Genomic DNA, 13,451 nt, shown 5'->3' with positions numbered 1-13,451 from the left:
TTAATCCTGTATCGTCAGGTAAGTTAACATCTAAAATCACTAAATCTGGTTTAAATCTAATTAATAATTGCCTAGCTGTTTTACCATCTAAAGCTGATTCAGTAATAAAATTATTGTAGTTAAAAAAACGACATATTAAGTTTTGAAGTGCAGGATCATCATCTACCACCAATATTTTTTTTCTGGTCTTATCCATAACTTGAGATGTTTCTTTCAGTAAATACACTTTTAATTTACCTTTTATATATTTTTTTTCAGTTGATTAAACAATATCAGAAAATACACGGGCGTAACATTATAAGTCAAATATTTTTACTCAATCTTGATGAAATAAGAATGGTATATAAAGTATGTATTAAATATGTATGACTTATTGAGTACTTCATGCTTTTATTAACAACCTTTATTGCTACTTTATTTTTTACAATTATCTTAGCTTAAATAACTAATATTATTGGCATATTTTTCCTCCAAAAGTAACGTAAAATGAACCAAAAAATTTCTTTTTTGTCTCAATCTCAAACTCCTCTTTTAACTGCTTTACTTAAATTAAGTCTGCAAAAAGATGCTGCTTTTTATGCCCCAGGACATAAAAAAGGTGGTGTAATTGAGCCTCAATTAGAACATTTATTCGGCAAAAAAGTTTTTTGTTCTGATTTGCCCGAATTACCAGAGTTAGATAACTTGTTTGCTCCCCAAGATGCGATCTTGAAAGCTCAAGATTTAGCTTCTCAATGTTTTGGAGCAGATCGAACCTGGTTCTTAATCAATGGCTCTACTTGTGGCATCATCTCAGCGATTGTGGCTACTTGCGGAGCAGGAGATAAGATTATCTTGCCTCGTAATATCCATCAATCAGCGATCGCAGGATTAATAATTTCAGGAGCAATTCCCGTATTTGTTAATCCTGAACATGATAACATCCGTAATATTACTTACAATATCACTCCTCAAGCTCTTAAAAAGACTTTAAATCAATATCCTGAAACAAAAGCAGTTATGGTCTTACACCCTTCTTATCAGGGAGTTTGTGGTGATTTGAGGGCGATTTCTGAGATTACAAATCAACATAATATTCCTTTATTGGTAGATGAAGCTCATGGAGGACATTTTGCTTTTCATGAACAATTACCTCCTTCTGCATTAAGTTTAGGTGCAGATTTAACGGTGCAATCTACCCACAAAGTATTAGGAGCAATGACTCAAGCCTCAATGCTGCATTTACGGGGAACCAGGATTAATCCGCAACGTATTAGTAAAGCTTTACAAATAATGCAATCTACCAGTCCTAGCTATATCCTACTGGCTTCTCTAGATGCAGCGAGAAAACAAATGGCTCTTCAAGGCGAACAATTCATGGAAAAAGCTCTCGAATTGGCTGATTTAGCTAGAGAAAATATTGCTAATATACCAAAGCTGTCTGTCTTAGAATTTAGCCCCAAACCTGGCTTTAAGCATCTAGATAAGACTCGTTTAACTGTAGATATTAGAGAATTAGGAATTACAGGCTACGAAGCAGACGAGATTTTACATCAACAATTAGGAGTAACCTGCGAACTTCCTTTGCTTTATCATTTAACATTTATTATTACTTTTGGTAACAATCAGCAAGATATCGAAAAACTGATCCAAGGCTTTGTGACTCTTTGCTCTACCACCAATCAAAACAAACAATCTTCGAGCCCTGCTACCATAACTCCCTCTACTCCTAAACTGCAACTTTCTCCCAGAGAAGCCTATTTTGCTGCTACAGAAACCATACCTCTCTCAGAGGCTAGCGATCGCATTTCTGGGGAGTTAATTTGTCCTTATCCCCCTGGAATTCCTGTACTAATGCCAGGAGAAGTGATTACCTCAGAAGCAATTGACTATTTACAAAAAGTATTAAACTCAGGGGGTATTATTACAGGCTGTAGTGATGAAACTCTAACAAATATTTCGGTAATTGAATTATAGCTAACAAAAAGCCCAGAAAATATGAGAAGTAATCAGTAATCAGTCATAAATTAATGACAAATCAAACATCCAATGACGATCTTTCTAGAAACCCCAAGATTAATATTGCGTCAGTTTACTCAAGACGATGCAGATAAGTTGTTTATATTAGATAGCGATCCTGATGTGATGCGCTTTATTAGTGGTGGAATTGGCAGTAGTTATGAAACTATTACACAACATTTTTTACCCGATGTCTTGGGGTACTACGAACAATATGACAATTTAGGTTTTTGGGCAATAAACGAAAAATCCAGTCAAGAATTTATCGGTTGGGTAGTTTTGCGCCCTGAAGCTCGTTTTCGCTTTGCTCAATTACTCGGTGTAGTAGAATTTGATGCAATGGAATTAGGTTATCGTTTACGTCAAATTAGCTGGGGTAAAGGCTACGCAACAGAGGTATCACGACTATTAGTTAATAAAGCTTTTACAGAATGGAATTTTACTAAAATCATCGCTTGGGCTTTATCAGAAAATAAAGCATCTATTAAAGTAATGAAAAAATTAGGTATGACGTTACAGCAAGAGTATGTGTTAACTGCTGCGGATGTCTTACCTGACGTTAAATTATTAGAAAACCCTGTAATTCAAAATATACTCGATAAAAAGCTCGTTAAATATCAACTCACAAGTGATTAAACTCTAAATATCAGGTTTGCTTGGACAGTTAAAATGATGGTTAAACTATCAATTCAGATTAAGATGAAAGACGAAATAATAGTAACTGAGTTACCTGCTCATCATTAAAGTTATCATCACTCATTACAATTAAACTGCGAGTACCATCGGGTAAGCGAGAGCCTACAGTCATTCCTTCTAAATTATCAAGATAAATATCTAAGTCTTGTAAATCTAAGACTAAATTTTTTCTCAAAGACTGTACACTTGAAACTTCTTTTAAATTATCAAAAGTAGAAGTATCTGTAGCATTTCCGACTACTACCTGAAAAATTTTTGCTCCAGCACCAGTAAAGCCAAAAGTTCTTTCTAAACTAAGGAAATAACCTTCTTTTTCCAAAGCTAATAATTCAGTTAAACCATTAGAAATAGTTTCTGTATTAGCAGGTTCTAGCAAATAAAGATGTTCTGCTACTAAAATAGGATTACCAATGGGATTAATTACATAGTGTAAAAAACGAATTCTCGCAGATTCAGCCTCAGATAAATCTTGATTTAAGGCAGATTCTGTGGCGGTGAATAGCCTAAAAGGATCTTTTTTTAGTAAACCTGTTTGATTAACTGTTAGAGATTCAAATGCCAGATTTTCTCTAATACCTTTAGTTTTTTCTGCTTCAGCTAAATAGCGTTGAGGAATAGCAACATCAAGTATTTTTTGACCTGTTTCTAAACTAAACTCTCCAATAAATGGAATAACATTGTTTGTAGGATCGCCTTCGCTAGAAATAAATAAAGTTCTTCGAGGTGATAAAGCAATTCCTTCACCATCAATCGTTCCCGCAGGATACTGTTGACCAGTTTCATCTGTGAGAAATGTTACTTTATCTATTTTGACATTATCAATCGTAATTTTTTGATTATCTGATTGTTTAATATCTAGTTTTAAAGTATAAAAACGGGCTGGTGCTTTGCTGCTACGATCGTCAGATATAGCATAGTAACAATTTTGTTCGCGGTCATAAGTAATAGCAGATAATCCTCCTACCACCGTATCTTGAAATTGAGCTTTAGGTATTTCATAAGCATCAAGAAACTCTAAGGAAATATTACGAAACATTCTTTCCTGAGCCGATACCTGAGGAGGTGGGCTACAAGCTGTGATGAAGAAGAAGAAAACACCAAAAATAAAAAATAAAGGAATTTTCGAGTAAAAGCGATCGCGCAGCGCCTCGGCAGAGCCGAGATCGCCTAATTTGGTTAACATAATACTTATCATTAAAAATCGATCATTTATCATTAAACATTGAATAATACTCAATTCAACATCAAAATCTTTTTTTATTGCAGAGAAAAAAGTTTTATGTCTAAGTATGATAAATCTGTTAAAAATTGCTAAATAATTTAACTGATTTAGAGCAAAAATAGCTTCTGGTATTTGTTAAAAAAAATTGGAGAAACAGCTAGATCAAAAATAACTTTTCTTATGACGATTAATATCGCATTGTAATTATCTTATAATGCTATTTCTCCAATAATTATACTTGGCTTGACAATATAGTAGCAGTTGTTTATGAAGAGAAGATGTTGTAATCATTGGAGAAAAGTAAAATTCATGTAAATTTTTGCTCCAAAGCAATAAATTACCTCACAAACTTGAATACTCTTGCTTGCCTCTAAAGAATCTTTTATGATTTATAGTCTGTCATTGATTGCTTAAAAATATGCCTAAATATGTTATGTGGGGTAGTTATTGCGAAAATGCCCTCGAAAAACGAACTCCTTATCGTCAAGATCATTTAGCAGGATTAACAGCGCAAAAAGAAAAGGGGATTTTAGTTACTTTAGGCCCTACTAAAGATAATACTCAAGTTTTTGGCATCTATGAAGCTGAAACAGAAGCTCAGGTCAAAGAACTAGTAGAATCTGACCCTTACTGGCAAAATAAGATTTGGACAGAGTATCAGGTAAAGGAATGGATTCAAGTGTTTTGATCGTAATTACCCGATCGTTAATTTAGAGTTGTTATTTCTATATTATCCTTCCTGCCTTTCCCCTTCTTCTTTATCTGATGATTCTTTATTTTTAGATTCTGCTTCGATGTTATTTGTTTTAAGATCGCTAGCTGCGAAATCTGTTGGTTTTGGTGGGGATTTTTCTTCTGGTGATGAAGATGTTTCTGATGAGGGTACTTCATTGATTACTGTAATTGAAGAAGCAGGAATATCTTCTATTTCATCATCCCAATTAGTTTCTTCTTCGACGACAGTTGTGGTTTCAACAGCAATTTCTTTAGTTTCCATAGTTTCTGTATCCGAAGGTGCAGCTTCTTTTACAGGAGTTTCTGTATCCGAAGCTGTTGCGACAGAAGTAACAGAAGTATCTGAAGCTTCGGAAATGTCAGTTTCTTTCATCTTAGTTTCTGGCTCTGCTGCGTCCAAAATATCGTTTAATTTAGTGTTAGTTAAAGATGGAGTCGCATTTGCCGAATCTTCTGAATTATCCTGATTTTGTGGGCTATCTAACTCAGTTTTGCTCTCTTGAGAGATCGCTTCTTTTGGGGTAGAGTCTTTTACTTGGGTAGTAGAGTTTTCCGATGTTGTTGGTTGAGTTTTAGCCTCAGAAACATTGTTAGTAGCAGAAGTTGAAGGCTCTTTTTTGGTTTCAATTACTGTCTCTACAGTTTCGTTGGTGACTGTAACTCCTGCTACAGAAGAGGGTGATTCTTCTTTGGTTTCTTGAGTTTCTCTAGTTTCTTGAGTTTCTTGATTTTCTTGAGTTTCTTGAGTTTCAACTACGGTATCTTTTGCTTCTTCGAGTTTTTTTGCTGGAGCAACGCTAGAAGAAGATCGCTGAAATAAGTTTTTGAAGAAACTCACTACAGAAAAACTATCTAAATTATCTTGTTTCTCAGGATTAGCGATCGCTTTACGTAATTTAATTACCTGCCAAAAATAAGCTGTTAGTAAGGCTACCACTGCCAATTGTCCTAACAATACCGCACCAGTAATACTGGTGGCACAAAACCAGAGTACCAAAGCATAAAATAAACCAATACCACTCCAGAAAAAATCATCTTGGCGATGAATATCTTTAAAAAAAAAGGCTGTCACAAATAACAGAGAACTACTCAAACCAACAGCGATCGCAAGTGCATAGGGTAGCATGGTTTTTTACTCCATCAGTATTTCACAATACTATTTTGCGTCAAGACGCTTCTTTTTGTTCCAATAATTAAAGATAAATAATGTTGCGAAGTAAACAAATTAAAACCCAAGCCCAAGCGATCGGTTTTCATAAAGTCGGCATTGCTAAAGTAGATAGGAGTGAAAATCACAATCAGGCAGTTCAGCATTTACAAAGTTGGTTAGCTTTAGGTTATCACGCAGACATGGCATGGATGGCAAATCCCCAACGCCAAGATGTTCGCTCTCTAATGCCAGAAGCTCGTTCTCTAATTTGTGTTGCTCTTAATTATTACACTCCTCATCAACATTCAGAACACCCCGAAGACGGCAAAATTTCCCGTTACGGTTGGGGACGAGACTATCATAAGGTAATGGGACAAAAGCTCAAAGCTTTAAGTAGTTGGTTACAAGAGCAACAGTCAGATATCAGGACTCGCTATTATGTAGATACTGCTCCTATCCAAGATAAAGTATGGGCGCAACAGGCTGGTATCGGCTGGATTGCCAAAAACGGCAACGTCATAACTACAGAATATGGCAGTTGGGTCTTTTTAGGCGAAATTTTGACTAATCTGGACTTAGAACCAGATCGACCCCATAGCCAACATTGTGGCACTTGTACCCGTTGTTTGGATGCTTGTCCGACTCAGGCGATCGCCAAACCGTTTGTGGTTGATGCTAACCGTTGTATTGCCTATCACACTATTGAAAATCGTAGCTCAGAATTACCTCCAGAAATTGCGGGTAAACTGTCGGGATGGGTAGCTGGCTGCGATATTTGCCAAGATGTCTGTCCTTGGAATCAACGTTTTGCTCAAGAAACTAATATTGCTGATTTTCAACCTTATCCCCCAAATATTCGCCCAAAACTTCAATATTTAGCCCAGATAGAAGAAACTGCGTGGGATCGTCAATTTCGAGCTTCTGCTTTAAGAAGAATCAAACCAAAAATGTTACGACGCAACGCTCGTGCTAATCTAATAGCAAGAGAAAACTCAACAGATGAAAAAGGTATTTCATAATACCTTATTATTGCCCCCGTAAAGACTCAATCAATGGCGATTAAAGTAATTATTTTTGATTTTGACGGCACAATAGCCGATACATATCAAGCAGTTGTCGATATAACCAATGGTTTATCATCAGAATTTGGCTATAAACCTTTAGACGAAGAGACTCTACAGTTACTAAAAGATCTCAGTTCTAAAGACATAGTCAGAAAATCAGAAATATCTTTATTTAAGCTTTCCTTTTTACTCAGAAGAGTCCGAAAAGAATTAGGTAAACAAATACAAGATTTAGAGCCAATTTCAGGTATGCCTGAATTATTAGAAAAATTAAAACAACATAACTATACTTTAGGCATCATAACCTCTAATGCTAAAGAAAACGTCATGGCTTTTTTGCAGAAAAGAGAATTAGAGCATCTGTTTGATTTTGTCTATTCTGGAGCAACAATTTTTGGCAAACACCGCATTATTAACCACGTAAGTAAAAAGTATCAATTTAGCAAACAAGAAGTAATGTACGTGGGAGATGAAACTAGAGATATTCGATCTGCACAAAAAAGCAATGTTGCCGTTATTGCCGTTACCTGGGGATTCAATTCCAATAAAATATTAAACCAATATCAACCAGATTTTCTGGCAGAACACCCATCAGATATTTCCCATGCAGTTTTAAAGTTTTAAAAAATAAGTTATTTGTCAAATTTAATTTTTATCATTAAAAATTTTTTCGATAAACAACTATAAATATCATTAATTTGCTATTAGTGAATCGCCTTTACAGAATGTGTAGTATTTTTTTCTATTTGATATAAGTAGACCAATACAATTAAACTTAACTATGTCAAAAAGTTTTGTGTAAACCAGAGCTTTCTGACTCGGTAAATCGGTGCGCTTTAAAGTTAACTTTAATTAGCCCAACCTACTTATAGGTAATTTCGAGCTTACAGAAGATAAAGTAATACAGCTAGAAGCAAAGTCTCAATCTGCTGCTGAATTAGTCGGTATGGGTTTAGAACAACAGTTTGCTCAATTAGAAGCCAGTAGCGGTGTTGATAATGAACTAGCTGCGATGAAAGCTCAACTATCTGGCAGTTATGTAAATTTAGATGATCTACCTGCAAATGCACCTCAAGATTCTGCTACTGATGCTGAATTAAAAAAATTAAGAGCGCAACTTAATAATACGTAAATTTAACTAATAAAAAAATCCAATCTCTGCAACTCCGCGTTTTCGCGTGCAAAAAACTCATAGATAAATACTGGCGTTAATATGTAGGATATTTATTGGGATAAAGTAAAATCTAATTGCACTAAAAAAATATGGAATTTGCCAAGCGGATACAACCTCTATCTAGTAATGTGTTTGCGGATATGGATCGCGCAAAAGGGCAAGCTATAGCTCAAGGAAAGGATATTATAGATTTATCATTGGGTTCATCGGATATTCCCGCAGCAGCCCATACTATAGAAGCCATAGAAAATTCCTTACACGATCACAGTACTCACGGTTATTTACTCTACAATGGCACCAAGCAATTTCGTGAGACTGCTGCAAAATGGTATACGGAGCGATTTAAGATTCCTGTAGATCCAGAAACAGAAGTTTTAGCTTTAATTGGCTCTCAAGAAGGTACTGCACACTTACCTTTAGCAATTCTCAATCCTGGTGATTTTGCTTTACTTCTCGATCCTGGCTATCCTTCTCATGCAGGAGGAGTTTATTTGGCAGGGGGACAAATTCATACTATGCCACTACTTGCCCAAAATCAATTTTTACCTGTATTTAATGATATTCCTCAAGCAGTCTTAGAACAGGCGAGAATGATGGTTTTAAGTTATCCTCACAATCCGACAACTGGAACAGCTACTTTAGAGTTTTTTGAATCTGCGGTGAGTTTTTGCCGTCAACATAATCTGGTTTTAGTTCACGATTTTCCTTATGCAGATATGTTTTTTGAAGGTGCAGAGAAGCCTCCTTCTGTGTTACAAGCTGACACCAATAAAGAACTTTCTATTGAGTTTTTTAGTATGTCTAAATCCTATAATATGGGGGGGTTTAGAGTTGGTTATGCTATTGGGAATAGCGAGTTAATTACAGCTTTAAGACAAATCAAAGCAGTAGTAGATTTTAATCAGTATTTAGGTATTTTAAACGGTGCGATCGCATCTTTGAATAGTCCTCAAGAATTTGTAACCAAAATTGTCAATATTTTTCAACAACGACGAGATACTTTAATTACTGCTTTAAATAATATTGGTTGGCAAGTTAATAAACCCAATGCCACTATGTATCTGTGGGCAAAATTACCGCAACCTTGGTCAAATAATTCCGTTGATTTCTGCACTAAATTGGTAGCCGAAACAGGCGTTGCTTTGGCTCCTGGTTCTGGATTTGGAAAAGCTGGAGAGGGTTATGTTCGTTTTGCATTAGTAAAAGAACCAAAAATATTAGAAGATGTTGCTCAAAAAATCTCGGTATTTTTACAGCAAAATAATCATTAAAATACTCTTTTTCGATCTATCAAAATTATCATACTAGAATTGAAAGTCCGATCCGTAACTTCTCAAGAAACGATTTTTGTGACAATCAACAGTATTTTTTGTAATATTTCCGCCTTCCTAAAAAATTTAAGTACAAGTATTTGATTTTTAGGTTATTGGTGTCCGATCGAAAAAATCAACTAATAAATAATTTTTTTGACTTTACTTGTTTTTATGTTATTATTTATTTTATGATGGGGGGCTTTGCTTTTATTTAATAACGCTCATACTTCCATTATGAACTACTAAAATCAAACCTATCATTAACGATCCCATTTTGTCAACTCTTTATTACTAAAGGCAAAATTAAGAAATTTTTGGGTCAAACTGACAATTTAGATTTAAATTTTTCTACTGATTTTCAGAATAAAAAAAAACTTACTCGGCAGAAAACCATTTGTTCGCTGTAAAATTAAACTGTACTTAAAATTAAGCAGTAACACCTTATTATATTATTATTTGCACTTTGCTCTCAGATAAATATTAACAGGTAATTGTTGCAGTATTTAACGATAGATTAACAGTCTATTTACTTATCTATATTTCTGGCATTGCTTCCGCTATTAATGAAAAGCGATGAAAAAAAATTTTAACAACATCAACTTTAGTAACTATGAAACCAAAACTCTGGCTCTACGACACCACATTAAGAGATGGTTCACAAGCAGAAGGTATTTCTTTATCTTTAAACGATAAACTAAAAATTGCCCGACAATTAGATGCAATGGGAATTCCTTTCATCGAGGGAGGATGGCCTGGAGCAAACCCGAAAGACGTGCAGTTTTTTTGGAAATTACAAGAACAACCCTTAAAACAAGCTGAAGTAGTAGCTTTTTGTGCTACTCGTCGTCCCCATAAATTAGCAGCAGAAGATCCCATGCTGCAAGGCATTTTAGCAGCCAAAACGCGATGGGTAACTATTTTTGGCAAATCTTGGGACTTACACGTTACAGAAAGCCTCAAAACTAGCTTAGAAGAAAATCTGGCAATGATTCAAGACTCGATCGCTTATCTTTGCTCCCAGGGAAGACAAGTAATCTATGATGCCGAACATTGGTTTGATGGTTACAAACATAATCCCCATTATGCCATAAAAACCCTCCAATCTGCGATCGCTGCTGGAGCATCTTGGTTAGTTCTCTGCGACACCAACGGCGGTACATTACCCCACGAAATTACAGAAATTATCGAAGGGATTTACACAGCCATTCCCGAATTAAATCATCCCGATTACCCCCATTTAGGAATTCACCCCCATAATGATAGTGGAACAGCAGTCGCTAATGCGATCGCAGCAGTCCGTTCGGGAGTTACTATGGTACAAGGGACAATTAATGGTTATGGAGAAAGATGCGGTAATGCCGACCTTTGTACTCTGATTCCTAATTTACAAATTAAACTCGGTTACGATTGCCTGGAACAATCCCAACTAGCCCAATTAACCCAAACTAGCCGTCTTGTCAGCGAAACAGTAAACTTTGCCCCAGAAGAACGTTCTCCCTTCGTTGGACGCAGTGCTTTCACTCATAAAGCGGGAATTCACGTTTCCGCCGTCTGCAAAAATCCTCTTACCTACGAACATATTGTCCCAGAAGCAGTAGGAAATCAAAGGCAAATAGTAATTTCTGAGCAATCGGGTATCAGCAACATCTTACACTACGCTCATAAATTTGGTCTAACTCTCGAAAAACACGATCCTGACTGTCGGGAGATCCTAAGCCAACTCAAAAATTTAGAACATCAAGGCTATCAATTTGAAGCAGCCGAAGCCAGTTTTGAACTAATGATGCGATCAATATTAAAGCAACGACCACCCTTATTTCAACTTCAAGGCTTTCAAGTCCATTGCAATATTTGTCCAGAATCCCACGACTTCAGTAGCAAAGCTTTAGCTACTATAAAAGTAACCGTAGACCAACAATATCTATTGGAGGTTGCAGAAGGTAATGGGCCAGTTTCAGCTTTAGATCGTGCTTTACGCCAAGCTTTGACCAAATTTTATCCTCAAATTGCCCAGTTTAGATTGACAGACTACAAAGTAAGAATTTTAGATGGAACGATGGGAACAGCAGCCCAAATTCGTGTTTTGGTAGAATCCAGTAATGGTCAAGAACGTTGGACGACCATTGGCGTATCCAGCAACATTCTTGATGCTTCTTATCAAGCGGTAGTTGAAGGGATAGAATATGGTTTATTATTACAATCTGCCATTAAACCGCAAATCACCCCAATAACTTAAATTAAGCTATGAATGCGCTCCCTCCCACAACTCAAAGTAGACTAAAAAAAATTCCTCAAACCTCTGCTGTTTGGGAAGGAGATCGTCGTTCTTTGGGTTCTATTGCATCTGTTTTAGATTCTGAGTTTGGAACAGAAGGAGAATGCATCATGTGGGTAGATGGCTCAGAAGGTGCGGTTAGAGCAATGGAAATGGTAGCTTCAGATATGGGACCAGAAGCCGTAGTACGCACTCTACTTAGAGCGATTGAAGCACCTCATCATCCCGCTCAGCCAGCCCGTCCCCAAAAGATTGTGATTCGAGATCGTCAGCTACAATTTTTCTTGCGGGGAGCATTACAGGGTTTAGATATCAAAATTGAATATGCTGCGGATTTACCTCTGATTGATGAATTATTTCGGGGTTTTGAAGCAATGGGAAACCATAGGACTCCTAGTTTACCACCAAAATACGAAGACTTACTGGAAAACACCGCTCTGCAAATTTGGCGTGATGCTCCCTGGGATGTCCTCGCAGATAGTGATATTTTGACCCTAAAAATTAAAAATTGCGAGATTGAAACAATCTATGTTTGCGTTATGGGTATGATGTCAGCAGAATATGGCATACTTCTCTATCGTTCTTTAGAGTCTCTGAAGCAGTTTCGTTTTGCAGCCCTCAGCGAACAGTCCCCAGAAACTTTGGAAAAAGCCTTTTTAGCTCAAGATTGTTGGTTTTTAAATTACGAATTATCAGAGGATGAGGCTGAATATATCACAGAAACAACGCCTCTATTTGGTAGCTTGCATCCCTTTGAAGGCATGAGAGCCTCTTTAGACGAAGAAGAAGCCAAAATAGTTTATCTGGCTCTAGAAGCTATTCTCAAATTTTGCAATGCTCACCGCGACTTGCTTGCAGAAGAAATTATCGATCCTCTTGAAAAAAACTATCGCCTCAGTCTACCTAAAAACTTCAACATCAGTAAAACGTTTTCCGTTACCATTGCTACCTCTCCAGAGTTAACAACTGAACTTCTGGCAATGGAAGATGAGATTACTCCCCTAGAATTTGAAGATACTCAAGAAGTTAATATTCCCATTCAAGAAGACTTAATCCCTGAAGGCTCTCTAGTTACTTTGGGTAAAATTTCTTGGAATTTAGTAGAAAATTTAAAAATACAGCGAAAAACCTACTATCAATCTTTAGGTGTTTCCCCCATAGGAGAAGGTTTACCCGCTATTTTAATTCAAACTTCACGTCCCAAAGCTCAAAATATTATCGAAACCATCAAAGAAGCAGGAGGATTACAAGCTATTTGTTTTAACCCTGGTAGTGACCCCTTTAGTGGAGATACTTACGATTTGGGAATGCTACAAACAGGCAATAGTAATCTCTATATTTTTGCTGAATATCCCCATCATATTACCCAGCATAATAAAGCTTTAAAACAATGGCACAAAAGTTGTCAGCAAACCACTGGCTATTGTAGTTTAATCATTACTATGGGAGTTACAGGAGCTAATCGCGGATCTCCCCAACCTAAAGATATGCTAGCTGTTTTTGAAGCAAAAGCGATCGCAGGTGAAGATTTGGGGATGGGTGTTTTAGAATTAATGCCGAACTTTGATTTTGAGTAATTTTTTTGACTGAGACAAAAGCTGTAAGGGACTTGCGCGTAAATAAGTTACCAGATAATCTGATAAATATGAAGCAATAATAACTAGAAAAAGGCGATCGCTGACTGGTGATGCTAACAGAAAAAATCAAATCAACCATTAAAGATGCTGCTCTCAAGCTAACTGGTTCTAAGAAAAGAGGGTTTATGGCACAAGTAACCAAAGATTATTTGAATAGTTCACCCCGTAAAGCAGAAACGCAACTAGG

General features: G+C 36.4%; 12 protein-coding genes. 9 read left to right on the top strand and 3 right to left on the bottom strand.

The window, feature by feature from the left end:
* On the bottom strand, nt 1-196 hold a 196-nt coding region (locus H1P_RS23550; RefSeq protein ID WP_425461551.1), incomplete at its 3' end, for a response regulator.
* Nucleotides 197-486: 290 nt separating this feature from the next.
* On the opposite strand from H1P_RS23550, the gene H1P_RS23545 reads away from it, so the two are divergent.
* Both H1P_RS23545 and H1P_RS23540 read left to right on the top strand, forming a co-directional pair.
* Nucleotides 487-1,956, top strand: a complete 1,470-nt coding sequence (locus tag H1P_RS23545) for an aminotransferase class I/II-fold pyridoxal phosphate-dependent enzyme (protein ID WP_144871939.1) — start codon at nt 487-489, stop codon at nt 1,954-1,956.
* 72 nt (nt 1,957-2,028) lie between these two features.
* Nucleotides 2,029-2,634, top strand: coding sequence for a GNAT family N-acetyltransferase (locus H1P_RS23540; protein WP_144871938.1), 606 nt, complete (start codon nt 2,029-2,031; stop codon nt 2,632-2,634).
* A 58-nt stretch (nt 2,635-2,692) separates the two neighbouring features.
* On the opposite strand, the gene H1P_RS23535 is transcribed toward H1P_RS23540, so the two are convergent.
* Entirely contained in the window at nt 2,693-3,877 is a 1,185-nt protein-coding gene (locus H1P_RS23535) for an esterase-like activity of phytase family protein (protein ID WP_144871936.1), read from the bottom strand.
* A 457-nt stretch (nt 3,878-4,334) separates the two neighbouring features.
* Between H1P_RS23535 and H1P_RS23530 the strand changes: the two genes are divergently transcribed.
* On the top strand, nt 4,335-4,604 hold the full coding sequence (locus tag H1P_RS23530) for a YciI family protein (RefSeq protein WP_144871934.1): 270 nt from the start codon (nt 4,335-4,337) through the stop codon (nt 4,602-4,604).
* 42 nt (nt 4,605-4,646) lie between these two features.
* On the opposite strand, the gene H1P_RS23525 is transcribed toward H1P_RS23530, so the two are convergent.
* The gene (locus H1P_RS23525) at nt 4,647-5,777 is read right to left on the bottom strand and encodes a Ycf66 family protein (protein ID WP_144871932.1); all 1,131 of its coding nucleotides are present in this window, start codon (nt 5,775-5,777) and stop codon (nt 4,647-4,649) included.
* 80 nt (nt 5,778-5,857) lie between these two features.
* Here H1P_RS23525 and queG point away from each other — a divergent pair, with 80 nt between their 5' ends.
* The 6 genes from queG (at nt 5,858) to H1P_RS23495 (ending at nt 13,204) form a co-directional block, all read left to right on the top strand.
* Entirely contained in the window at nt 5,858-6,820 is a 963-nt protein-coding gene (gene queG / locus H1P_RS23520; protein WP_144871930.1) for a tRNA epoxyqueuosine(34) reductase QueG, read from the top strand.
* 33 nt (nt 6,821-6,853) lie between these two features.
* On the top strand, nt 6,854-7,489 hold the full coding sequence (locus H1P_RS23515) for an HAD-IA family hydrolase (RefSeq protein ID WP_144871928.1): 636 nt from the start codon (nt 6,854-6,856) through the stop codon (nt 7,487-7,489).
* A gap of 322 nt (nt 7,490-7,811) precedes the next feature.
* Nucleotides 7,812-7,997 (top strand): hypothetical protein, encoded by a 186-nt coding sequence (locus H1P_RS23510; protein WP_144871925.1) that lies wholly within the window; start codon nt 7,812-7,814, stop codon nt 7,995-7,997.
* A 131-nt stretch (nt 7,998-8,128) separates the two neighbouring features.
* A complete protein-coding gene (locus tag H1P_RS23505; RefSeq protein ID WP_144871923.1) occupies nt 8,129-9,310 on the top strand; it encodes an LL-diaminopimelate aminotransferase in 1,182 nt (393 codons plus the stop codon).
* A gap of 652 nt (nt 9,311-9,962) precedes the next feature.
* Nucleotides 9,963-11,588, top strand: a complete 1,626-nt coding sequence (cimA, locus tag H1P_RS23500; RefSeq protein ID WP_144871921.1) for a citramalate synthase — start codon at nt 9,963-9,965, stop codon at nt 11,586-11,588.
* An 8-nt stretch (nt 11,589-11,596) separates the two neighbouring features.
* Nucleotides 11,597-13,204, top strand: coding sequence for a DUF6930 domain-containing protein (locus H1P_RS23495; protein WP_144871919.1), 1,608 nt, complete (start codon nt 11,597-11,599; stop codon nt 13,202-13,204).
* Nucleotides 13,205-13,451: the final 247 nt, after the last annotated feature.

It is taken from the genome of Hyella patelloides LEGE 07179, from assembly GCF_900659865.1.
Classification (GTDB): Bacteria; Cyanobacteriota; Cyanobacteriia; order Cyanobacteriales; family Xenococcaceae; genus Hyella; species Hyella patelloides.
This window is presented reverse-complemented; position numbering and strand designations above follow the sequence as displayed.

Excerpts from the sequence above, each read along its gene's own strand:
- H1P_RS23505 (WP_144871923.1), top strand. The coding sequence starts at position 8,129 with ATGGAATTTGCCAAGCGGATACAACCTCTATCTAGTAATGTGTTTGCG.
- H1P_RS23510 (WP_144871925.1), top strand. The coding sequence starts at position 7,812 with ATGGGTTTAGAACAACAGTTTGCTCAATTAGAAGCCAGTAGCGGTGTT.
- H1P_RS23525 (WP_144871932.1), bottom strand. The coding sequence starts at position 5,777 with ATGCTACCCTATGCACTTGCGATCGCTGTTGGTTTGAGTAGTTCTCTG.
- H1P_RS23540 (WP_144871938.1), top strand. The coding sequence starts at position 2,029 with ATGACGATCTTTCTAGAAACCCCAAGATTAATATTGCGTCAGTTTACT.
- H1P_RS23530 (WP_144871934.1), top strand. The coding sequence starts at position 4,335 with ATGCCTAAATATGTTATGTGGGGTAGTTATTGCGAAAATGCCCTCGAA.
- queG (WP_144871930.1), top strand. The coding sequence starts at position 5,858 with ATGTTGCGAAGTAAACAAATTAAAACCCAAGCCCAAGCGATCGGTTTT.
- H1P_RS23535 (WP_144871936.1), bottom strand. The coding sequence starts at position 3,877 with ATGTTAACCAAATTAGGCGATCTCGGCTCTGCCGAGGCGCTGCGCGAT.
- H1P_RS23545 (WP_144871939.1), top strand. The coding sequence starts at position 487 with ATGAACCAAAAAATTTCTTTTTTGTCTCAATCTCAAACTCCTCTTTTA.
- H1P_RS23515 (WP_144871928.1), top strand. The coding sequence starts at position 6,854 with ATGGCGATTAAAGTAATTATTTTTGATTTTGACGGCACAATAGCCGAT.
- H1P_RS23495 (WP_144871919.1), top strand. The coding sequence starts at position 11,597 with ATGAATGCGCTCCCTCCCACAACTCAAAGTAGACTAAAAAAAATTCCT.
- cimA (WP_144871921.1), top strand. The coding sequence starts at position 9,963 with ATGAAACCAAAACTCTGGCTCTACGACACCACATTAAGAGATGGTTCA.